Origin of the sequence: Bacillus sp. FJAT-14266 (genome assembly GCF_001719225.1) — a bacterium.
Taxonomy (GTDB): domain Bacteria; phylum Bacillota; class Bacilli; order Bacillales; family Bacillaceae; genus Bacillus; species Bacillus subtilis.
In genome coordinates, this window is the sequence record NZ_CP017072.1 from 2671621 (window position 1) to 2694181 (window position 22561).

Here is a 22561-nt window from a genome sequence, read left to right on the forward strand (position 1 = left end):
TTGAAGCTTCCTTCTCTTCATAACCCTTCCAAGCCTCTCTGGACTTTCATTAAAAGGTTTTAGATATGATGTTGTTCAGATGTGTCTGCCTGCTCTTCCTTCGCCTGCGGAAGAATCAGGTTTAAGATGACACCGACAATTGCGGCAAGCGCCATTCCTGACACTTGGAATCCGCCTTGAGACACTTGGATAAAAGCGCCTCCTACACCGATGACAAGGATAACTGATGTAATAATGAGGTTTCTGTTGTTTTCATAATCAATTTTGTTGTCAATCAGCATTCTCAGGCCACTTGAAGCAATGATTCCGAACAGCAGGAAGGAGACGCCTCCCATGACCGCTGACGGCACTGAACTGATCAGCGCTGAAATTTTGCCGATAAAGCCGAAGCAAAGGGCAATCACTGCCGCGCCTCCTATGACAAAGACGCTGAATACTCTTGTGATGGCCAGCACGCCAATGTTTTCTCCGTAAGTCGTTGTCGGCGGGCCGCCGATCAGGGAAGCAAGAATTGTCGCCACGCTGTCACCCATAATGGAGCGATGCAGTCCCGGCTTTTTAATGAAATCTTGTCCAACAACCTTACTCAGCACCATTTGGTGGCCGATATGCTCTGACATTGTGACAAATGCGACAGGAACCATTGCGGCTGCGATGCCGAGTGTAACTGACGGTGAATAATCTTTGAACGGAATGATAAATTCAGGCACTGCGAACCATTTCGCGTTAAGCACCGGCTGGAAGTTGACAATCCCTTGAGTAAGGGCAAACAGGTATCCGCCGATGATTCCGATCAGAACCGGAATCAGGCTTAAAAATCCTCGTAAGAAAATCGCACAAATAATCGTGATTGCCAGCGTAACTCCTGCGACACTAAAGTGCTTTAAGCTGTAGACCAACTCACTCGCGTTTGGATCAGCATACATCGCCATGTTTACCGCAGTGCTTGCCAGTCCCAGCCCGATGACGATAATAACAGGCCCTACGACTACAGGCGGGAGAATCTTCATCACCCATCCTGTTCCAAGCTGCCTGATCAATAAGGCAATCAGCCCGTACACCAGCCCTGCAAGAAATGCTCCAACCATTGCCGCTCCCGGCCCGCCGGTCGCTTTTACCAGAATGATCGGAGAAATAAAGGCGAAGGATGAACCGAGATACGCCGGAATTTGTCCTTTGGTAATAAGAAGGTACGCCAGTGTTCCGATGCCGCTTGTCACCAACGCCACAGCAGGACTCATTCCGACGAGCTTCGGAACCAAAATGGTTGAGCCAAACATGGCAAACAAATGCTGAAGGCTGAATGAAACCCAAGAGAAAGGTGTCGGGACATCCCTGACCCCTAAATTTACTTTTTTCTTACTCATGATGATTTCCCCCTGATTGTTGACTTTCATTTTAGGATGACTCAATGACTGTATAAAAAAACCTCTTTGCTTTTTTACGCAAAGAGGCATACAAAGACCTGCCGAATGCTTTTTGGGCCTTTGTTGTGCACCTCTTTGCAACCTCTCTGGATTGCCCTTAAAAAGGTGATCTATTATTCGTTTTCATAAATGGCGACGAGATCGTTTTGGTCTACCTCATCAAGCTGAACCATAACCTTTTCAGACTTTGATGTCGGGATGTTTTTCCCGATATAATCCGCTCGGATCGGCAGCTCCCGGTGTCCTCTGTCCACAAGCACTGCAAGCTGAATGGAGGAAGGTCTGCCTACATCAACAAGCGCATCCATTCCTGCTCTGACTGTTCTTCCGGTATACAGAACATCATCAACGAGAATGACTTTTTGATCTGTAATATCTACCGGAATATCTGCACCTTTTACAAGCGGTTCATCGTTGCTCGTTTTTTTAGAAAGATCGTCTCTGTAAAGAGTAATATCAATTTCACCGACTGTAACAGGATTTCCCTCAATCTGTTCAATGCGTTCCGCAAGGCGTTTTGCCAGGTAAATCCCTCTTGTCTTAATACCGACAAGAATGCAGTTATTCATTCCTTTATTGCGTTCGATCATTTCGTGAGCAATCCTGGTCAGCGCCCGTCTGATTGCCTGTTCGTCGAGAATGACAGCTTTTTGATTCAATGTGTGACACCTCACAGTTCATATAGAAGAAAAAACCCCTCCTGCCAGAGCATAGAGGGGTTTTAGGACAAGGTGCGCGCCTGTACACGCATCCCGTCTATCCGTTATCCTTCTCAGCCTCTCTGGACTGTTTTAAAGAATCTATTCAGCTTCGTTTATTATTTCAGAAAAGAAACCCTCTGTCAACCGTTTTTTCTGAGGTTTTCGATTAATTCTGCCATATCCTCAGGAAGCGGCGCTTCAAATTCGACATATTCTCCTGTTCGTGGATGGTCAAAACCTAAAACTCCCGCGTGAAGCGCTTGGCCATTAAAGTCGATTGTTTTTCTTGGGCCGTATTTCGGATCGCCTGCTAATGGGAATCCGATATATTTCATATGAACACGAATTTGATGGGTTCTCCCTGTTTCAAGCTGGCATTCCACTAACGTAAAATCCTGAAAACGCTCTAGTACATGAAAATGAGTGACAGCGTTTTTGCCATCACGTGTCACAGTCATGCTTTGACGGTCTTTCTTATCTCGTCCGATCGGCGCGTCAATTGTTCCGTCATCGTGAGAAATAAGCCCGTGGACAACGGCCGTATATTTTCGGGTGACCGTTTTGTTGACCAATTGGTTTACGAGTGACTCGTGCGCCATATCATTTTTCGCCACCATTAATAACCCGGACGTGTCCTTATCGATTCTGTGAACAATACCCGGACGCATCACACCATTTATTCCGGAAAGGTCTGTGCAATGAGCCATAAGGCCGTTTACAAGTGTGCCCGTAAGATGCCCGGGTGCTGGGTGAACAACCATTCCGCGAGGTTTGTTGACGACCAGCACATCCTGGTCCTCATAATAAATATCCAGATCCATAGGTTCTGCCAAGACGTCGAGCGCTTCCGGTTCGGGTACAGTGACGGTCACCTGATCACCCGGCTGAATTTTATAATTCGCTTTCACCGCGCTTCCGTTCACGACAACCTGTCCGTCTTTTACCCATTGCTGAACTTGGGTTCTTGACCAATCATTCTCAGTCGATGCCAAAAATTTATCAATCCGCTCACTTTTTTGTTCTTCTGAAGCGGTTATATCAATTTGATTCATGCTATTGCTCCTTTTTCTTTTTCCCGCTGTCAAACAGCATTTGTATAAATAAAAGCATTACGCCGACACATAGTGAAGAGTCCGCGATGTTAAATATCGGGTAATTGTAATTGACAATAATAACATGGATAAAATCCACAACTTCCTGTCTGACAGCCCGATCGATAAAGTTGCCGATGGCACCGCCAAGCATAAGTCCGAGGGCAACGCCAAGAAGCCTTTGTCCCTTTGTATAACGCTGTATGTAATAAACAATACCAATAATAACAGCGGTTGTTATGAGGTAGAAAAACCACATTTGACCCGCTAATATCCCCCATGCAGCACCCGTATTGCGATGGGAGGTGATATAGAATACCTGATCAATGATCGGAATGCTTTGGCCAAGTTCCATGTTCTTAACAACTAGCCATTTTGTCAATTGATCGGCTGCAATAATAAGTAGTGCAATCATATAATACAGCACAAACGTTCCTCCAGTTTACGGTTACTTTAATCCATTATGCATTTTATCAATAAAAAGCACTGGAGTAAAGAAATATCAGGCATATTAACCGGCCAGACACTGTTATTCATACAGTGCCTGACCATATTCGATATCCGTTGATTTCCATATCGGAAGCGTTTTTTTCTCAAATTGGACAGAATAAAGAAAATCGTTTGCTGTTCGGGCCGTCGGCAGCACTGCCAGCTTTGCAAGAGGAATGGGAGCCCCGGTGTCTTCACAGTATCCGAATGTGCCGTTTTCGATTTTGGACAATGCAAGGAGAACGTCTTGAAGTTCTTCTTTAATATGATAGATCAGAGTTGCTTTTTGTTTTTGATTGATTGCTGCTTGCGGGCTTGTAGAAACCTGAAAGCAAGAATACTCAAATAATCTGGACTGTAATTCTTCTTTCATCAGAAGAAGTTCCGTATAAATTGCGGTCAGTTGATCATTCATTCTTCACAACTCCTGCTCTTAACGTAGTATCTTTATTGTTGCCTGTGAATGATGATCTAAAGCCCATAAGATTTTTCCTGTCGTTCTAAAGGATGTCACTCTTGGCACAAAAAAAGCCCGGCTTTTAAGCCGGGCTCTTTTGCATTATTTTTGATAGTATTTTTCAACGATTTCAGCGTTGCGTAATGAAAGTGTAGGATATTTCGGATTTGCCCCTACATCTTTTGAAATCACACGAGATCTCTCACACATTTCGCCTTCCGCTTTCTCGACAGCGATTTTACCCGTCGCAAAGCTTTGCGCATCGTTCGGCGCTTCATTTTCTTCGCTGATTGTCAGTTCAGACACAATAAACAGCTGAGAAAGGTTTTCTTTTATGGAAGCCAAGAGCTCCTTGTTTTCTTTGTTTGGATACAACTTCAGGTTTGCTTCCAAAGATTTACCGATAATTTTTTCATTTCTCGCAGTTTCTAATGCTTTTAGCACGTCATCACGAAGAGCCATAAAGCGGTCAAATTTTTCTTCAGTCGCTTCACTGTTTGGAACCGCGATTGTTTCCGGCATATCGGTCAGCTGAACGCTCTGCTCTTCAACAAATGTTAAATGAGACCACAATTCGTCTGCCGTATGTGGAAGGATAGGCGCTGAAAGCTTCACTAAAGCAAGAAGCGTTTCGTAGAATACTGTCTGCATGCTGCGTCTATCCGGATGATCCGCATGCTCGATGTAGACAATATCTTTTGCAAAATCAAGGTAGAATGAGCTCAATTCGATTGTGCAGAAATTATGAATGCTGTGATACACAACCGCAAATTCGTACTCATCATACGCTTTTTTCACTTTATCAATCAGCTTGTTCAGCTTAATCAGCATATACTGATCCACTTCACGAAGATCTTCGACAGCCACCGCATTTGTTTTTGGATCAAAATCGAAAAGGTTGCCGTGAAGGAAACGGAACGTGTTGCGGATTTTACGATATACTTCCGCAACCTGCTTCAGAATGGCGTCAGACACGCGAACGTCCGCCTGATAATCCACTGAAGATACCCATAATCTTAAGATGTCGGCACCAAGCTGTTTCATGACTTTAGCCGGAACAACAACGTTACCGATTGATTTACTCATCTTGCGTCCTTCTCCATCCAGTGCGAACCCATGGCTGAGCACACCTTTATACGGCGCTTTCCCTGTTACGGCTACTGCTGTAGAAAGAGAAGAGTTAAACCAGCCGCGATATTGGTCAGATCCCTCTAGGTATAAATCAGCCGGGCGAACGAGGTCATCACGTTCTTCAAGCACTGCTTGATGTGAAGAGCCTGAATCAAACCAAACATCCATGATATCCTGTTCTTTTGTAAATGTGCCGTTCGGGCTGCCAGGATGCGTAAAGCCTTCCGGAAGAAGATCCTTTGCTTCTTTTTCAAACCAAATGTTTGATCCGTGCTGTCTGAACAATTCAGAAACATGTTCAATGGTTTCATCTGTAATAACCGGTTCTCCGTTTTCAGCATAAAATACCGGAATCGGTACACCCCACGCACGCTGTCTGGAAATACACCAGTCTCCGCGGTCCCGAACCATGTTGTGCAAACGCTGCTCGCCCCATTCAGGAACCCATTTGGTTTCTTTAATGGCATCCAGCAGGTCTGATCTGAAATCTTTAATAGACGCAAACCATTGCGCTGTCGCTCTGAAAATGGTTGGTTTTTTTGTTCTCCAATCATGCGGATAAGAATGAGTAATGAATTCAAGCTTCACAAGTGCGCCTTTTTCATCAAGCTGCTGTGTGATCGCTTTGTTTGCATCATCATAGAACATGCCTTCAAAGCCAGGAGCTTCGCTTGTCATTACACCTTTTTCATCGACCGGGCAAAGCACATCTAAACCGTATTTTTGGCCGATGATAAAGTCATCTTCCCCATGTCCAGGCGCTGTATGAACACAGCCTGTTCCGGCATCAGTTGTTACGTGTTCACCAAGCATAACGAGAGAGTCTCTGCCATATAGCGGGTGTTCAGCGATAATGTTCTCAAGGTCTTTTCCTTTGACCGTTCTTGTCACTTCATACTGATCAAATCCGCATGCCGATGCAACATTTTCGACTAAGGCACTTGCTACGACAAAGCGGTCTTCACCTACTGCAATCACGCTGTACTCAAGATCAGGGTGCACTGAGATTCCGAGGTTCGCCGGAATTGTCCAAGGCGTTGTTGTCCAAATGATGATGCGCTCGCCGTTTTCAAGAACGCCTTTTCCGTCTTTTACACCAAAAGCGACGTAAATAGATGCTGAACGTTTGTCTTGATATTCGATCTCGGCTTCAGCCAGAGCAGACTCACTTGAAGGCGACCAGTTAACCGGTTTAAGGCCTTTGTAAATGTAGCCTCGTTTTGCCATTTCACCAAATACGCGGATTTGCTGCGCTTCGTATTCCGGTTTTAATGTCACATATGGGTTTTCCCAGTCACCGCGGACACCAAGACGTTTGAATTGCTCACGCTGTCCCTCGATTTGCTTCCAAGCGTACTCTTCGCACAGTTTGCGGAATTCCGCTACTGACATTTCTTTGCGGTTGACCTTTTTGTTTTTTGTCAGAGCTGTTTCAATTGGCAATCCGTGTGTATCCCAGCCCGGCACATACGGTGCGTTGTAGCCGCTCATTGATTTATAGCGGACAATGAAGTCTTTCAAAATCTTGTTAAGTGCATGGCCCATATGGATGTCGCCGTTTGCATACGGAGGTCCGTCATGTAAAACAAATTTCGGGCGGTCTTTCGTCCGTTCCTGAACAAGACGGTAGATATCTTCTTCCTCCCATTTTTTTTGAATGTCAGGCTCACGGTTTGGCAAATTTCCACGCATCGGGAAATCTGTTTTCGGCATTAAGAGCGTGTCTTTAAAATCCATTTTCATTCCTCCACTGCATTTTTTCAGAAAATAAAAAAAGCCCTCTCATCCCATAAGGGACGAGAAAGCTTATCTCGCGGTACCACCCTTTTAGAAAAAGCAAGCATACACTTTTTCCTCTTGAGCATCGTAACGTGATGAACGTCCTAACCTACTGTGAGTTCAGCAAGGAAACTAAAGGGCTGATCTACATGATTCCGGCCATCCCGGACTCTCACCATCTCCGGGTCGCTATGAAGGCCTGAAGGAAACATGACTGTCCCTTTCAACCGTTTTTTCATCTGAATTTATGAACGTATTATATTCGACAAGCTAAGAAAATGTCAAGATAATCAAAGAATTTATTCCTTTTCCTCAAATACAGCGTCGACTTCATACTCAAGGAGATGATCCCAATCGTCATTTTTCAGAAGATCAAGCTGAGCTTCAATCAGCATTTGGAAACGTGTTCTGAACACTTTAGACTGTTTTTTCAGCTCTTCAATTTCCATTGCAATTTTTCTTGATTTTGATAACGATTCGTTGATAATGCGATCAGCGTTTTTCTCCGCTTCCCGAACGATCAGCTTTGCTTCTTTTTGAGAATTGCGTTTTACGTCTTCAGCCGCTTCTTGAGCAACTAAAATTGATTTATTCAATGTTTCCTCAATATTGGCAAAGTGTCCGATTCTTTCATCAAGCTCATTGACTTTCGCTTCAAGCTCAGTTTTCTTGCGGAGAACAATTTCGTAATCTTTTCTGACTTGGGCTAGGAATTCATTTACTTCATCTTCATCATATCCGCGAAAACTTTTTGTAAACGTCTTGTTGTGAATATCATTTGGCGTTAATGGCATGATGCCACCTCCATTTTTACATTTCAGTACGGTTATCTAGTTCACATTATAAAACAAATTTCGCACAGATGGAGAAAAAAACTGAAAAACCGACTATTTTTGTCGTTCAAACGTCACTCTCCATTTGTCTTTTTTGGTTTTTCCTTCGATTTTTGTTAAGCTGCACCGGCCAAAACCTCTGATTGACAGCATGTCCCCTTCCGCGACTATGTATGAAGGATCTTCAACCACCTTCCAGTTCACTTTCACAAGGCCGTTTTTCACAAGCGTCTGTGATTTCTGGCGGGATTGCCTGCTCATAGAGGCGCAGACGGCGTCAAGCCTTAAAGAAGAAACCGTGTCATCTCTTATTTCGACATCAACTGCTGGAATGTTAAGGTCTGACAAGTCAATTTTCTCTAGGCTGACCGCCGCTTTGCCTGCTTGGGTCAGCTGTGCAGCCACAAAATCAGCGGTATCGGCTGAGACAATCAATTGCACTGCTGTCTCAGAAAACACGATGTCACCGAATTTTTGCCGCTTTAATCCTATGCCCATTAATGCACCAAGCAGAGAACGATGATCTACTGAGACAAACTTGTCAGCATAACGGACGTTAAACGCCTGCAATTCAAAATCCGATTCTTCCGGAGTAATGTACTCTGGAAACAGAATCGCCCGTTTCCGCTCCGCTCTGTCATAGCCGCCGGAAAAGGCAAGCCCGACATCTGCCTGTCCCGTAACAGCAGAGAGGATGACCTGCTCTCGGGGGTCTAAAAAGTCGGTCAGCTTCATCCGGTACTGCTCCTGGACAATTCTTTTCCATTCGAGCGCCTGATCAATAAAGGCCCGCTCGTCTTTTCTGAAGTGCTGATATATATCGCTCATCGTCTTTCCCTTCTATGTAAAGAGGCTTGGCTGCTGCCAAGCCCCTATCAAACTGTCACATTAAAACGCAATCATGCGATAAAGCCCCCACAAGCCGGTTGTCGCAAACCGAAGCACAAGTATTGCTACGATTGGTGAAATATCCAGCATTGCAATCGGAGGGATGATTTTTCTGAATGGTTCGAGATATGGTTCACAAATCGAAGCTAAAAAACGTCCGACTGCTGTTTCCCTCGTACTCGGCACCCATGACATAAAAATATATATGATCAGGGCAAATGAGTATATTGTGATTAATAAGTTTAAAACCGAAAAAACTTGATAAAGGATCATCTCGCTTTACCACCTCTGATGTTCGTCTTCAGATATGAGCTCAGAAATTGTGCCTGATACATCTACGTTGTCAGGCGTGCAGAGGAAAATATCTGAGCCGATTCTTTGAATATCGCCGCCGATGGCATAAACGGTTCCGCTTAAAAAGTCAACAATCCGCTTCGCCTGGTCATGCTGTATCCGCTGAAGATTGACGACAACTGCCCGCCGGTTCTTCAAATGGTCGGCTATTTCCTGCGCCTCCGCATAAACGCGCGGCTCACTCAACACCACTTTAGAGGATTTCTGAACACTTTGCAAGCTCACTACATTCTGTTTGCCTGCAGGTTTATTCCCCGTATAAGCCGGCTTTTCTTTTTGCTCATGCTCCTCATGAGATTCCCGCTCTGTCTCAATATATTCATATTCGTATTCTTCATCTTCCATTGAGAAAAAGTTTTTCAGTTTATTTTTCATACTCATTGCTGTACACCCCCTGTTTCATTTCCGACTAACGATGAGCCGATTCTAATATAAGTAGCTCCTTCTTCAATTGCAATTTCAAAATCATTTGACATGCCCATCGACAGTTCAGTACACGGAGCGTTCGGCTGGTTCAGCTTCTGAACCTGGTCACGGAGTTCTCTCAGCGACCTGAAACAGCTTCTGATCTGATCTTGATCATCAGTCAGCGGAGCCATTGTCATCAGCCCGGCAACAAGGATATGTTCGAAACCGGAAAGCTCCTGTATGAATGGAATGACTTCTTCTTTTTTCATGCCGTGTTTAGAAGGCTCAAGAGAGGTATTGACCTGCACAAAGCATCGTACAGTACCTTCAGCCCGTTTTTCAATTTCTTTCGCTAATGAGAGCCGGTCTAGGGAATGGATATAGGAAACCGCATTGACGACAGATTTTGCTTTTCTTGATTGCAGACTGCCGATAAAATGCCATTCCGGATTCCCTTTCATCAATTCCTGTTTGCGGAGCAGTTCCGCATCCCGATTCTCTCCGAGGCAGGTGATGCCAGCATCTACTGCCTCCTGTGCTCTTTCAGGTGATACATATTTAGTGACTGCAATAACCGTAACTTCATCGGAGCTGCGGCCCGATCTGTTACATGCTTCGTTTATTCGTTCGTTTATATGTCGTAAATTATCAACAACACGCAAGATCTTTTATGCCTCCTTTATTCCGATAAAGGACATCATCCGTCCAGTTTTCCCCTGATCGCGGCGGTGAGAATAGAAAAGAGACGGCTCGCTTTCCGTGCATAAACCGCTGACAGAAATTTGTTCACTTGCCAAACCGCTGTCCATCAGTATAAGACGGTTCAGCTCTTTCAGATCAAGCTGATATTGTGCCTTTGCCGTCTGATTAACGGCAAGGTCTGCTGAAACCGGCAATGCGCGGACAGCATCCATGACGCGGTCGTCTACCGTATAGCATGCACCGCTGATAGACGGGCCAATAACAGCGTAAATATCTGAGGGATTTGAACCTTCCTTCTCAATCCATTGCTTCACCATTTCTCTGCCAATCTGTTTGACGGTGCCTTTCCACCCGGCATGGGCGACTCCGACAAGCGACTTAACCGGATCATAAAAGAAAAGAGGCACACAATCAGCAAAGCATAATGCTAAAAATACATTTTTTTCATTTGTATATAGCCCGTCCGTTGCTTTTAGAGCCGTGTGATACTCACGGGCGCCTTTTCCCCTATCCCTCTGCGTCACTTTCTGAACGCGATTATCATGTGTCTGATCAGCGAATACCCAAGACTGCAAATCAGTATTAAACATATCGGCAATATATTCACGATTTTTAACTACATCTGCATCTTTGTCATGAACGTGCAATCCTGTATTTAACGATTCAAAAGGCTTTTGGCTGACACCGCCGTTTTTTGTCGTAAATCCGGCAATGACTTTTTTGTTGTTTTGATTCGTTTGAACCCAGTCTTGTATCATGAGTGTCGAGGGTGTGGTAAGACTGAATGGGTGATATGTATTCATGATGATCCAACCTTTCGACAAACATTTAAAAAAGCGGAATTTCCCACTTATTTTACCACATCTTACTGCATTCGTTGAGCGCCGATTTGCATATTTCTAAATGAAATGTGCCGGAAGAATCGAGACTTCCGGCATTTGCCAATCTGCGGCAGACAAGCAGGTTTATGCATGTGGTTCACTTAATCGGACTAAGATTACATCTTCCCCGATTTTTACTATATTTCGCCATGGAATGACCAATTCCTCTTCTTTTCCAAAAAATCCGAGAACTTTCCCATTTCCTCCGAGTATGATCGCCTGAATTTTTCCAGTAGTCACATTGATATCAATATCACCAATACTCCCCAGCTTTTTTCCGTTTGAGACATTGACAACATCTTTTACCTGAAATTCTGAAATGCTGATCATTCCATCACGTCCTTTTTCCGTCCTTTTGTTCAAGTATATGAACGGGCAGGCTGAACCTTGTCAGCAAGAAGAAATTTTCATGTCATTGTTCTTTTTTCCGGCTGCACCAGCTGATGATAAAATCGAGTATAATTTTTGTATACTCTACTAGCTGCTCAATCGATACCTTCTCGTTCACAGAGTGTGCATTGTGCAGATCTCCAGGACCGTATATTACGCATGGAATACCGGCATCATACAGCCATCCGCCATCTGTAACTGATTGAGAAACGTCAATAATTGGACACTCCCGTTTCACTTTCTGATGAGAGGCAGTTAGCGCTAAGACGCCTGGGTGGCCAGGGTCAACTTCCAATGCCGGAAAAATTTCTCCTCTGTCTTCTATCATAGATGAGCCTCCCCACTTGAATACAGGGCGGTTTTCCCTAAGCCAAATATCACTGTCACTCAGCCGATTGACGTAATCCTCTATTTCCGCTGCCACTTGGTCATGGGTTTCATTCGGATAAAAATGGACTGTGATCCACAGCCGGCATTCGTCCGCTATAAAAGCCGCATGTCTGCCGCCTTCTATAACTGCCGGGTTAATCGTATTTGTGCCTGGTTTAAAACCGGGATAACTTTTCATAATAGACCAGTGGCGCTCAAGTTCACCGAGCCCCGCAATGATTTTTGCCATTTTTTCAATTGCGCTTGCTCCGAATGTTCCTCCGCCTGCGTGAATCATATTCCGTCTCGTTCCATCATGAAATGTTTGACTGCTTTTGATTTCGATCCAGCCTGTAATGACACCCCCTTGGCCTTGAATATGCATATCGCTCGTATCCGCGACAATTGCAAAATCAGCGTGGTTGCCCCTCTTGCAGCATTCAAGTGTGCCGGCTTCTCCAACTTCCTCCCCAATAACCGATTGCAGAATCAGATCACCTGGAAGTTCAATGCCTGCTTCACGAATCAATTTGACAGCAAACAACACACACGCCATTCCGCCCTTCATATCGGAAGCGCCTCGACCGATTAAGAGACCGTTTTTTTCAATGGGATGAAATGGATCATGCTCCCATTCTTCATCCTCTTTTACCTCTGCCACATCTACATGGCCATTGATAATCAGGCTATAATAATCAGCTGAATCTGTTCCTTTTAGCTTCCCTACAACATTGGGATCTCCAGGGTACACATCCCATTTGTCGATCGAGAATCCCAATTCATTTAAATATCCCGCAATCCAAGACTGAATGCCCTCTGTATTTCTTGCAGGCGGAGCAGGTGTTTGATAAGAAATCAGCGTTTTCGCAAGCTGAATAAGCTCCTCCTTATGTTCTTCCACTTTTTTTTGCAAAGAGTCTATTTGTTGATCCAATGTAAATCCGCTCCTATTCTTTAAAATCAAAAAAGCCGTTTCAAATGTGATGAAACGGCTTAATAAAAACAAACGGAGTCCGATGTACTCCGCTTTTCACCGCTTCCCTCCGCTGGCATGATCCAGATCAGGTCAAAAGGGTTGAGACAAAGTCTCTCTCAGCTTCGCAAAGCACCCCTAGGATGAATCTATATATGTTTGTCAGGCATTCGTTATCGGCTCAGCTCTTGTTAAAAACGGCCGATCCTGATTCCATAATACATGGATTGGCGTATCAAAAAAAGCGGAAAGTATTTGATCAGTAAGCATTTCCTTTATTTCTCCGGATTCAAAGACCTCTCCCTGTTTTAATAAAAGGGCTTTATCAAAGACAGGCAAAATTTCTTCAGCATGATGAGTCACATAAAGGATAGATGGTGCATTTTCTTTGTTTGCAATGTATGTAATCGTATCTAACAGCTTTTCCCGGGCAATAAAATCCAGTCCTGTGACTGGTTCATCCAGTATCAGCAACTCCGGATCGGCCATTAGTGCTCTAGCAATCAACGCTCTTTGTTTTTCCCCTTGAGAAAGGGTTTCATAGCGGCGATCGGCATATTCAATTGCTCCCAAGTCCTCTAACAAACCAATCGCTTTTTCCCTGGTTTCCTTACTTGGCGTTTCATATAACCCAATCGAAGCGTAAGCTCCGCTCAAAGCAATTTCAAAGGCTGAATCTGCCGGATACAATTTTTGCTGAAGAGCTGCTGAGACGAGGCCAATTTTACGTCTGAGCTTTTCCCCAAGCTCTGTTTTGCCAAATTCATGGCCAAGCACCTGCATCTCGCCTGATGTTGGAAAATAATAAGAGCAAAGCATATTTAACAGCGCCGTCTTCCCGGCGCCATTTAGGCCGTAAAGCACCCAATTTTCCTTTTCTTCCACCTTCCAATGAATATCTCTCAGTATCCATTTCCCATTCCGTTTTAGTGAGACATTGTCAAGCTGCAAAATCATCGTGGTCCTCCTCTTTATTGCCTTTTATAATTGTTTTAATTTTCATAAAACTTTGTACGAACTAGGATACCTTACTTTTTCCAAAACGTAAACCATCCGTAATCAATAGAAAAGCCTTTAAAACAACATCGTTTTAAAGGCTTTTCATTATTGATGAATATTTTTATTCATTTGTTTGATAGCCGCTTTTTCAAGTCTGGACACCTGCGCCTGAGAAATTCCGATTTCCTCGGCGACTTCCATTTGGGTTTTCCCTTGGAAGAATCGCTTTCTCAAAATCATTTTTTCCCTATCGTTCAGCCTTCTCATGCCCTCTTTTAAAGCCAGCTCTTCAATCCATTGTGAATCTGTATTACGCTCATCACTGATTTGGTCCATCACATAGATCGGGTCTCCGCCGTCGTTATAGATCGGTTCAAATAGAGAAACCGGATCCTGGATGGCATCAAGCGCAAATACAATTTCCTCATGCGGTACTTCAAGAACTTTTGCGATGTCTTCTGCAGTCGGCTCCTTGCTTGTCTCACTGATTAACCGCTCTCTTACCTGAAGCGCCTTGTAAGCGATGTCCCGGAGTGATCTTGAGACACGGATCGGGTTATTATCGCGTAAATACCTGCGGATCTCTCCGATAATCATAGGTACAGCGTATGTTGAAAACTTAACATTGTGGCTTAGGTCAAAATTATCAATGGATTTCATTAGTCCGATGCAGCCGACTTGAAATAAGTCATCAACATACTCCCCTCTGTTATTAAATCGTTGAATGACACTTAAGACAAGACGCAAGTTCCCGTTTACAAGCTTTTCTCTTGCTGAATCATCGCCTTCATCCTGCAGCTGCCTAAACAGCCTTCTCATCTCTTCATTCTTGAGTACTGGTAATTTGGAGGTATCCACCCCGCAGATTTCGACTTTATTTCTCGACACTTTTTTCCCTCCCTACAGGAGCTGCTGTACAACGTTAAGTATCTCCTTGGGTGGGAAAAATATGCACTGCACTCAGACCGAAAAACTGTCGAAATCAGGAAATCCCTGTAAAATCAAGGGGTTCTAACCATAAAATTTTTTACACCATTTTGTTGAACTCTTTTCTCAACCTTTTTATAATTCTTTTCTCAAGCCGCGAAATATAAGACTGAGAAATCCCCATCATATCCGCTACATCCTTTTGGGTTTTTTCTTCTTCACCGACAAGCCCAAACCGCAGCTCCATGATTTGCTTTTCTCTCTCATTAAGCTGTTCAAGCGCTTTTTTCAAAAGCTTTTTATCGACGTTAGCTTCTATGTCTTTAGTGATGATGTCATCGTCAGTGCCGAGCACATCAGAAAGCAAAAGCTCATTGCCGTCCCAATCAATATTAAGCGGTTCATCAAAGGAAACCTCTGAACGGATTTTGTTATTTCTTCTTAAATACATCAGGATTTCATTTTCTATACACCGGGAGGCATAGGTAGCAAGCTTGATTTTCTTTTCTGGATTGAATGTATTCACAGCTTTGATTAGACCGATGGTACCGATGCTGATTAAATCCTCTATATTAATTCCCGTATTTTCAAATTTACGGGCGATATATACGACCAGACGCAAATTGCGTTCAATTAGAATGGCGCGCGCCGCCTGATCGCCGTTTGGGAGCTTCATTAACAAAACCTGCTCCTCATCTTTAGATAATGGAGGCGGCAGGGCTTCACTCCCGCCTATGTAATAGACTTCATCACTTTTCAGCCCAAGTTTCATCAGCAGCTTATACCAGAGGTGCGTCAACCGTAATTTCAGTTTTTTCATCTTCCTCTCCCTTCTAAATGTCACGCCGTTTGAGTATGATAAGTAACGGACATTTGCGAACATTATGAAACGTGTTTGACAGCCTTGCCCGAAAGCATTTTCGGATGAATAATCGCGTCAAACTCTCCATCTGCCGACAGCTTTGTTGTGCTGATGCCGATTAAACATTTATCTGCAGAAATCATTTCTTCTTTTGTCATAATCGTTACGTGATCCGGTTTAACGCATAATAAAAATTGATTTTGCTGACCAACTCCCCTGTATGGAATCAATCTCATTTTATCTAAAAAGCGAAAGGAATCATCGAGCTGTTCGATGGCTTCCAATGGGTCTGTGTTTCGAATGATCATCGTTTCGGCTGTTCCGAAAATCGGCTCCAGTTTATCAATGTAAATGATCATTACCGGTGTTTTTGTAAGAGGATCGTACAGCTGATTACCGGAATCAATCAGGCCTCTGACATGAAGTGTTTGGCTGCCCAAATCTGCCTGCACGCTGACTCGTTCCTCATATTGAATGTTTTTTGTTTCAATATCTTCAATTCTTCTTTTAGAAAAAAACCATAATGCTGGAAAGCCACCAACAATAAACAACCAGCTGATCGGGTCTCCAAACCCTGTTTGATTGGTAATCATGACACCGTTTTGAACAATAGAATTTGACTGCAGCAAAGAATGGGCTCCGATAATTCCTCCCCCATTAAAAAAGTGGCAAAATAAAAGGAAAACAAATTTTGAAAGAAAAACCGAAATCTTTTAAAGCCAAATGTCACCACCACAATCACAACTGAAAAAGCTAGCTTCCCAGCCGGATGTTCAACAATCGGCGAAAAAGGAGTAAACATCAAAAGGACAATACTGGAACCGATGAACGCTCCGCCTACCAGTCTTCTTTTTTTTACATGCCGTTTTAAAATAAATGCCGTGAGCAAAAGCAAAAGTGCATCAAAACAAAAGTTTAACAGCCAAATGACATCTAAATAGATTTTCACATCTGACTCCTTTCTTTCTTGCCTCACGCTGTTCCCCTTCTTGCTTCATAAGTATAAAGCAAGCTCTGTGGGAAAGTCTGTCAATTAATGTTGAGAGGAAAATACAATTTTTCAGGGAAATCTGCTTAATTTGTCGAGGAAGTGTAATGAGAGGATATATAAAAAAGCTGCCAATGACGGCAGCTTTTTTCCACTTAATTTTCTGTGTTGATATTAAGTTTTCCATTCGCAGTTTTTCTAGTTTCATTTCCATAATCATCTCGTACGATCACTTCTACTTTTGCTCCTTTTGCTTTAATAGAAGAAGTGGCTGTCCAATAGCCTTCATATCTCCCCGGAGAGATTTCTCTTAACGGGAGTTCGGTGGCGTTTTGCACACTCGCTCTTGCATTCGTCAGCGGCATACGAATGATAAACGTTGCATCCAAATCCTCAGCGCTTGAGAAAGCGATTTTCACAGATTCACCGACTTTTAAGTTTTTATCCTCTCCCGGAATTAAGCCGGAAATGACAGGCTTGTCAAAGTTCACATCAATGACTGTCTTTTTCGTCGTTTTGTTGCCTGCCAAGTCTGTAGCAATCACCTTGATTTCATTTCTTCCATTTTCCAAAAGAATACGGGCTGAGTATGAACCATCAGCTACTGTTGCTTTTTTGCCATTCACCTTGACGTCTTTCAGATTGTCATCGGATACAGCCCCTTTGACAGTCAGCGTTTCTTTATTTGTTTTCCCGCCATCCTTTGGATTGTCCAGCGTTAACTCAGGCTTTTCTTGATCAAGCGTGACCGTGATTGGGCTGGAGGCATCTGTTGTTCCGTTGTCAGTTGATGCAGTTGCCGTCAGCTCATTTTCACCCTTGTTGAGTGTGATGCCTGCATGGAACGTGCCATCCGCAGCGGCTTTCGTTTCTCCTGCCTCTTTCTCTCCATTATAAATGTGTACCGTTGTACCAGGAGAAGCTTTTCCTTTTACAGTGACGCTATCCTTATTTGTGTATGATTTGTCTGTCGGTGAAGTAATCTCAGGTACAGCAGCTTCGTAATCAACTAATGCGCGAATCATATAGTTGCCGTCTGCTTTGTCACCCGGCTCCCATTGTCCACCTATATACTGCCAGTTGCGGCCGGAATTCTTGCCGGTTTCATCCATTGCCAGTCCAGGTGAATACGGGTCAGGTTTCGACTGGATATATACGAGATAAAAGTCTTTATCGACCATAATCCCTTTTGAACTGAGATCTACCTTAGTCCACTCGCCATTGCGAAGAGCTTCAGCGTTAAATGGCCCGGCAATTTTCTTGCCCGGTGCTCCGTCTTTTCCTGTGGCATCGTATACCTCAACCTTAAACTCTGTGCCGCCCGGATCTGGGAACTCTGTATCCCAGAATCTAAACAGCCCTCCTGTAAGCATGCCTTTGTCCTTGCCGTCAGCGAGCGTCATTTTTACCGCCCATCCGTTACCGGCAGCAAAATAGGAATTGGCATTCTCCGCTGTTCCGTCATCATATGCAATTTCACCCGGATAACCGACGAAAGGCTTCAATGCAGTTTCTTTTGTAACATCACCTTTTAACTCAACGGAAAATTCATCACTGTAATAACCCGGTGCAGCGACTTTAATCGTATAAGCGCCTTCATAGGCCTCCAGCGTATATTCACCTTTGTCGTTTGTCATAGCCGGTTCCACCGCAGCATCCTCTACAACATAAACGGAAGCGCCTGTTACCGGCTCTCCTGTCGTTTTATTGATGACCGTGCCTTTTAATGTGCCCTTCTTCATCTCTTCTAACGTAAAATTAGCTTGTGTCGTCTGATCCGTCTTTAAAGATACTTTTTGTGTTTTCGACTGATAACCATATGCTTCTGCCATAAGCGTATAGTCTCCCGCTTTGTGCTTCAGCGTGTACTGCCCTGTGGATTGATCTGAATATGTTGATTTTCCTGTTTCCACTACACTGACTTGTGCCCTGAGCGGCAAAACTTGAGGCTGTATAGCCTTGTTCTGATGTTTTACCGCTGTGTTTGCAGATGGCTTAGCCTTTTTCGGATTTACTGGCTTTTTCTTTTGCTTTCCAGACGGCTTTTCGACGCCCAGCTTATTCTTTTTGACTGTTTTTCCGGCTGATTTGTCAGAAAGCACTACATCATCAATATACCAGCCCTCTTTTGCAATGCTTTCATCAGATTGAAGGTTAAACATCACTTGAATGTTTTGGCCTTTATAAGCCGATAAATCAATTTCTTCGTCCGTCCAGCTTGATGTCTTTCCGTTATAGACACCAGCCTGCTCCCAATTCTTTTCACCTTCCGGAAGAACAAAAACGTAGCCGTAATCAAAATCATCCTCTAAATTGTGCCAGCTTTTAAATTGAAGGAACAGACTTCCTGAATCAGGTGCTTTAACAGGAGGCATAACAAGGTTCATGTTTGCTGAGTTGGCATAATTTCCTGTCAAATTCGTTCCATATACTTTTTCTCCAGATGCTGCTGTATTTGGGCCAGTTGACGGAACTCCCCATTCCCAGTTATTATTTGTTCCGCTCGCAACCCAGCCGCCGGGTGCAGTTTCAAAGTCCTGCTTATATCCCGCCGTGATGCTTGGTTTCACTGTTACATCGTATACGTCAGACGAAACGACATGACCGCCAAAATCGTGAATCATCCACTTATAGCTTAGTTTAGTTCCTTTTATATCTGGGATCTCTGCCTGATACGTTCCTTTTAGATGATCACCGCTGATTCGTTTAGCCGTTATTTCTGTCCATTCACCTTGATCAAGCTTGTAGGACAGCTTTACAGATGTCACACTCACATTGTCTTCAGCTGTCAAAGTCAATGGCAGGCTGCCACCTTCATAAGCTTCAGTTACTTTCTCATGCTGATAGACAGGAGGCTCTTGGTCATCCCCCTCTACAGAAACTTGTCCTTCCGCTTTCCCTAAACCATCTGTAACAGCGGATACAGCATCAAAAGCATTCACCAGACCATGGCCATATCCGTTATTCGGTGAATCAGGAAATGTTGAATCCGTGAGCGGTTCAGCCGTGCTGGTTAATATATCCTCCATCTCATCAACAGAAAGTGAGGCATTCGCCTGTTTTAGCAGTGCAGCAACAGCGGATACATGCGGCCCTGCCATTGATGTGCCGTCCCATCCATCCTCATATGTCTGACCGGGAACGGATGAACGAATATTTACGCCCGGTGCAGATATTTCCGGCTTTGTTTCATCATATGGAGATGGCCCTTGAAGAGAAAAGTCAGCGAGCTTTTTATTGATATCAGTCGCTCCAGTTGCAAACGATTCTGGATAGTTTGCCGGATTTGCGATAGAACCAGGCCCGCCGGGAATAAAGAGATCCGTATTCCCCGCTGAAAACTCTGGGAAAATATCGGCCGCACGCCAGGCATTGACCATGTCTCTGTACCATTCATCAAGTCCAGAGCCCCCTCCCCATGAGTTATTGACAACATCAGGAGCCATTTCCGGGTGGGGATTTCCTTCCGCGTCCTTTGGTGCTAAAACCCATTCACCAGCTTCCAAAATGTCAGCATCAGTGCCGCCATCTTCAGAGAACGCTTTAACAGCAATCCATTTTGCGCCAGGCGCTACACCGATTTGATTTGTTCCATCAGGTTCAGAGCCCACCATCGTGCCTGTCACATGGGTTCCATGAGCCAAATCATCATAAGGGCTTGCCTCGCCTGCTACGGCATCATACCAGTTCATTTCATTTTCAGGCTCATTAGGATTTTCCGGATTATACCCGCGATATTTCTCTTTTAATGCCGGATGATTCCATTCCACACCGGTATCAATGGACGCAACAACCGTGCCAGTTCCATCATATCCAAGTGCCCAAGCTTTTGGGGCATCGATTTGGTCTACATTCCATTCCACACCGTCAGTTGCTTTAATAGCTTTCTGTGCTTTTTTCATATTAAATGGGGAGGATGACTTAAAAAGCTGCCGTTTCTCATTAGGAAGCACCTTCTCCACTTCGGGAAACTGCGCCACTTTTTCCATAACCTCTTTTGAGGCATGAACAGCAATCCCGTTCACCACATAATAAGAATGAATTTGGTCTGCATTTCCTTTATCTTTCTGGGTGTTCAAGTATTTTAGGACATCTTGCTGGGATTCATCGGCTGTGACTTTTAAAGATGACACAACAGCAGAACGCTTTTGATATTCCGTCTTAGCAGCAGACAGCTTCTTCGATTTCGCTTTTTTAACAGCCGCTTTTGCCGCTTTTTCTGTGTTAGCCTGATCTTTAAATTTAATCAGAAAAGTCGTTTTTTCTTTCTTTTTAAAGCTTTTCTTTAATGAACTCGAAATCTTGTTTTGAATGGATTCCGCAGATTGAAGCTCCTTTTTAACAGAAGGTGAGGTGACTTTACTGCTTGCCCCGGCTGCTCCCGGAAACAGCAGTGAACTGATGACAACTGTACTTAAAACAGAGCTGATGAGTCTGTTTTTCGTTTTTTTCTTCATTTTCATCCCCCTTTTTCAACATGCTTTTTAAAAAAAGTGTCGTCCCTCCTTTTAATAATGAATGGTTTGTCAGAACATCGCTGTATATTAACTGTAGACAATCTGAATTACAGATATTGTCGTTTCATGTCATTCAATTTCCATATATATGAAAATGATAGAAATGTCACAAAAATAAATAGGTCTAATTATCTGTTTTGTTACTAAGCGAAGGAAGCAATAGGGAAAAAGACTTTATAAGAAGGAAAGTGTGAAGAGAAAAACAAAAAAGGACAAAATCGAAAACGATTTTGTCCTTTACTTTAGCCGCGTTTATTACGGTTTCTTAAGAATGTCGGGATGTCAAGCGTATCATCAGCCGGCTGTGAAGTATGACGGCTTACTGTGTTCTGCTGCTGAGGCTCCTCACGTTTTGGCTCACGCTTCGGAACACTTTGATTGTGTGTTTTGATGCTTTGATTTAAGCTTGGACGCTGAGGCTTCGTCACGTCCTTCTCTTGTTCGATAAAGCCGGTTGCAATCACTGTCACCACAATCTCATCTTTTAGATTTTCATTAATAACAGAACCGAAAATCATGTTTACGTCTTGATCAGACGCCGAAGCGACAATGTCTGCTGCTTCCTGAACCTCATATAGGCTGAGGTTTGTTCCTCCAGTGATGTTCATGAGGACGCCTTGCGCACCGTCAATGGCCGCTTCAAGAAGCGGGCTGGAAATTGCTTTTTTTGCTGCCTCTGCCGCGCGATTTTCCCCAGTAGCAATACCAATACCCATCAAAGCAGATCCTTTGTTTGACATGATTGTTTTCACATCAGCAAAGTCAAGGTTGATAAGACCAGGTGTAGCAATCAAGTCAGAAATACCTTGAACCCCTTGGCGAAGTACGTTATCCGCTTCACGGAATGCTTCAAGCATCGGTGTGTTTTTATCAACAATTTCAAGGATACGGTCGTTCGGGATCACGATCAGTGTATCCACCGCTTCTTTCATTGCCGAGATTCCGCCTGCAGCCTGAAGCTGTCTTTTGCGTCCTTCGAAGGTAAACGGTCTTGTCACAACGCCGACAGTTAATGCGCCTAAGTCTTTCGCGATTTGTGCGATAACCGGTGCGGCACCTGTTCCTGTTCCGCCGCCCATACCAGCTGTCACGAATACCATGTCAGCACCTTTAAGTGCTTCTTCAATCTGCTCTTTGCTTTCTTCAGCGGCTTTTTTCCCGACTTCTGGATTCGCACCTGCTCCCAATCCTCTAGTCAGCTTTGCGCCGATTTGCATTTTCACTTCTGCTTTTGACAGGTTAAGAGCTTGAGCGTCCGTGTTTACCGCGATATACTCTACTCCTTGCACTTCATTTTCAATCATTCGGTTAACGGCGTTGTTACCACCGCCTCCTACTCCGATTACTTTAATTGATGCTAAGCCGTCTATGTTTGTTTCGAACTCCAACATGCTA

The 22561-nt window shown here is 43.9% G+C and carries 19 protein-coding genes, 1 pseudogene, 1 riboswitch and 1 other annotated feature; all 20 genes and pseudogenes read right to left on the bottom strand.

The features are described 5' to 3' along the window. Positions 1–59: 59 nt before the first annotated feature. The 20 genes and pseudogenes from pyrP to ftsZ all read right to left on the bottom strand — a co-directional run bounded on the left by pyrP (position 60) and on the right by ftsZ (position 22557). Positions 60–1367, bottom strand: coding sequence for a uracil permease PyrP (pyrP, locus tag BGM23_RS13720; protein WP_029726501.1), 1308 nt, complete (start codon positions 1365–1367; stop codon positions 60–62). A gap of 173 nt (positions 1368–1540) precedes the next feature. Next, entirely contained in the window at positions 1541–2086 is a 546-nt protein-coding gene (gene pyrR, locus BGM23_RS13725) for a bifunctional pyrimidine operon transcriptional regulator/uracil phosphoribosyltransferase (protein ID WP_003232127.1), read from the bottom strand. A gap of 182 nt (positions 2087–2268) precedes the next feature. After that, positions 2269–3180 (bottom strand): RluA family pseudouridine synthase, encoded by a 912-nt coding sequence (locus BGM23_RS13730; RefSeq protein ID WP_003245307.1) that lies wholly within the window; start codon positions 3178–3180, stop codon positions 2269–2271. A 1-nt stretch (position 3181) separates the two neighbouring features. Beyond that, positions 3182–3646, bottom strand: coding sequence for a signal peptidase II (gene lspA / locus BGM23_RS13735; RefSeq protein ID WP_029726502.1), 465 nt, complete (start codon positions 3644–3646; stop codon positions 3182–3184). Between the two features lie 102 nt (positions 3647–3748). Further along, a complete protein-coding gene (ylyA, locus tag BGM23_RS13740) occupies positions 3749–4123 on the bottom strand; it encodes a sporulation-related RNA polymerase-binding protein YlyA (RefSeq protein ID WP_029726503.1) in 375 nt (124 codons plus the stop codon). Between the two features lie 144 nt (positions 4124–4267). After that, positions 4268–7033, bottom strand: coding sequence for an isoleucine--tRNA ligase (ileS, locus tag BGM23_RS13745; protein WP_029726504.1), 2766 nt, complete (start codon positions 7031–7033; stop codon positions 4268–4270). Positions 7034–7085: 52 nt separating this feature from the next. Then, positions 7086–7312: a binding site (T-box leader), on the bottom strand. A 62-nt stretch (positions 7313–7374) separates the two neighbouring features. Beyond that, entirely contained in the window at positions 7375–7869 is a 495-nt protein-coding gene (gene divIVA, locus BGM23_RS13750; RefSeq protein WP_003221468.1) for a septum site-determining protein DivIVA, read from the bottom strand. Positions 7870–7962: 93 nt separating this feature from the next. After that, positions 7963–8736, bottom strand: coding sequence for a YlmH family RNA-binding protein (locus tag BGM23_RS13755; protein ID WP_003232140.1), 774 nt, complete (start codon positions 8734–8736; stop codon positions 7963–7965). Between the two features lie 60 nt (positions 8737–8796). Beyond that, a complete protein-coding gene (locus BGM23_RS13760; protein WP_014479736.1) occupies positions 8797–9069 on the bottom strand; it encodes a YggT family protein in 273 nt (90 codons plus the stop codon). A gap of 6 nt (positions 9070–9075) precedes the next feature. Next, positions 9076–9531 (bottom strand): cell division protein SepF, encoded by a 456-nt coding sequence (sepF, locus tag BGM23_RS13765; protein ID WP_014476753.1) that lies wholly within the window; start codon positions 9529–9531, stop codon positions 9076–9078. Beyond that, positions 9528–10220, bottom strand: a complete 693-nt coding sequence (locus tag BGM23_RS13770) for a YggS family pyridoxal phosphate-dependent enzyme (protein ID WP_014479734.1) — start codon at positions 10218–10220, stop codon at positions 9528–9530. Before BGM23_RS13770 ends, sepF begins: the two co-directional genes overlap by 4 nt. A gap of 6 nt (positions 10221–10226) precedes the next feature. Further along, a complete protein-coding gene (gene pgeF / locus BGM23_RS13775; protein ID WP_029726505.1) occupies positions 10227–11063 on the bottom strand; it encodes a peptidoglycan editing factor PgeF in 837 nt (278 codons plus the stop codon). A 162-nt stretch (positions 11064–11225) separates the two neighbouring features. After that, a complete protein-coding gene (locus tag BGM23_RS13780; RefSeq protein ID WP_003232153.1) occupies positions 11226–11471 on the bottom strand; it encodes a YlmC/YmxH family sporulation protein in 246 nt (81 codons plus the stop codon). Positions 11472–11553: 82 nt separating this feature from the next. Continuing rightward, positions 11554–12834: an N-formyl-4-amino-5-aminomethyl-2-methylpyrimidine deformylase gene (gene ylmB / locus BGM23_RS13785; protein ID WP_029726506.1), complete on the bottom strand. Its 1281-nt coding sequence runs from the start codon at positions 12832–12834 to the stop codon at positions 11554–11556. An 87-nt stretch (positions 12835–12921) separates the two neighbouring features. Further along, positions 12922–13023, bottom strand: a riboswitch (TPP riboswitch). Positions 13024–13035: 12 nt separating this feature from the next. Next, positions 13036–13830, bottom strand: coding sequence for an ABC transporter ATP-binding protein (locus tag BGM23_RS13790; RefSeq protein WP_029726507.1), 795 nt, complete (start codon positions 13828–13830; stop codon positions 13036–13038). A 147-nt stretch (positions 13831–13977) separates the two neighbouring features. After that, positions 13978–14760, bottom strand: a complete 783-nt coding sequence (gene sigG, locus BGM23_RS13795; RefSeq protein WP_029726508.1) for an RNA polymerase sporulation sigma factor SigG — start codon at positions 14758–14760, stop codon at positions 13978–13980. Between the two features lie 139 nt (positions 14761–14899). Further along, on the bottom strand, positions 14900–15619 hold the full coding sequence (sigE, locus tag BGM23_RS13800) for an RNA polymerase sporulation sigma factor SigE (RefSeq protein ID WP_003221446.1): 720 nt from the start codon (positions 15617–15619) through the stop codon (positions 14900–14902). 62 nt (positions 15620–15681) lie between these two features. Further along, a pseudogene (gene spoIIGA, locus BGM23_RS13805) lies at positions 15682–16610 on the bottom strand (sigma-E processing peptidase SpoIIGA). Positions 16611–16804: 194 nt separating this feature from the next. After that, the gene (locus BGM23_RS13810) at positions 16805–21106 is read right to left on the bottom strand and encodes a bacillopeptidase F (protein WP_029726509.1); all 4302 of its coding nucleotides are present in this window, start codon (positions 21104–21106) and stop codon (positions 16805–16807) included. A gap of 302 nt (positions 21107–21408) precedes the next feature. Beyond that, positions 21409–22557: a cell division protein FtsZ gene (gene ftsZ / locus BGM23_RS13815; RefSeq protein WP_003232167.1), complete on the bottom strand. Its 1149-nt coding sequence runs from the start codon at positions 22555–22557 to the stop codon at positions 21409–21411. Positions 22558–22561 lie beyond the last annotated feature (4 nt).

Excerpts from the sequence above, each read along its gene's own strand:
- BGM23_RS13810 (WP_029726509.1), bottom strand. The coding sequence starts at position 21,106 with ATGAAGAAAAAAACGAAAAACAGACTCATCAGCTCTGTTTTAAGTACA.
- ylyA (WP_029726503.1), bottom strand. The coding sequence starts at position 4,123 with ATGAATGATCAACTGACCGCAATTTATACGGAACTTCTTCTGATGAAA.
- BGM23_RS13790 (WP_029726507.1), bottom strand. The coding sequence starts at position 13,830 with ATGATTTTGCAGCTTGACAATGTCTCACTAAAACGGAATGGGAAATGG.
- pgeF (WP_029726505.1), bottom strand. The coding sequence starts at position 11,063 with ATGAATACATATCACCCATTCAGTCTTACCACACCCTCGACACTCATG.
- BGM23_RS13730 (WP_003245307.1), bottom strand. The coding sequence starts at position 3,180 with ATGAATCAAATTGATATAACCGCTTCAGAAGAACAAAAAAGTGAGCGG.
- ftsZ (WP_003232167.1), bottom strand. The coding sequence starts at position 22,557 with ATGTTGGAGTTCGAAACAAACATAGACGGCTTAGCATCAATTAAAGTA.
- pyrP (WP_029726501.1), bottom strand. The coding sequence starts at position 1,367 with ATGAGTAAGAAAAAAGTAAATTTAGGGGTCAGGGATGTCCCGACACCT.
- BGM23_RS13760 (WP_014479736.1), bottom strand. The coding sequence starts at position 9,069 with ATGATCCTTTATCAAGTTTTTTCGGTTTTAAACTTATTAATCACAATA.
- divIVA (WP_003221468.1), bottom strand. The coding sequence starts at position 7,869 with ATGCCATTAACGCCAAATGATATTCACAACAAGACGTTTACAAAAAGT.
- sepF (WP_014476753.1), bottom strand. The coding sequence starts at position 9,531 with ATGAGTATGAAAAATAAACTGAAAAACTTTTTCTCAATGGAAGATGAA.
- sigE (WP_003221446.1), bottom strand. The coding sequence starts at position 15,619 with ATGAAAAAACTGAAATTACGGTTGACGCACCTCTGGTATAAGCTGCTG.
- ileS (WP_029726504.1), bottom strand. The coding sequence starts at position 7,033 with ATGGATTTTAAAGACACGCTCTTAATGCCGAAAACAGATTTCCCGATG.
- BGM23_RS13780 (WP_003232153.1), bottom strand. The coding sequence starts at position 11,471 with ATGATCAGCATTTCAGAATTTCAGGTAAAAGATGTTGTCAATGTCTCA.
- BGM23_RS13755 (WP_003232140.1), bottom strand. The coding sequence starts at position 8,736 with ATGAGCGATATATATCAGCACTTCAGAAAAGACGAGCGGGCCTTTATT.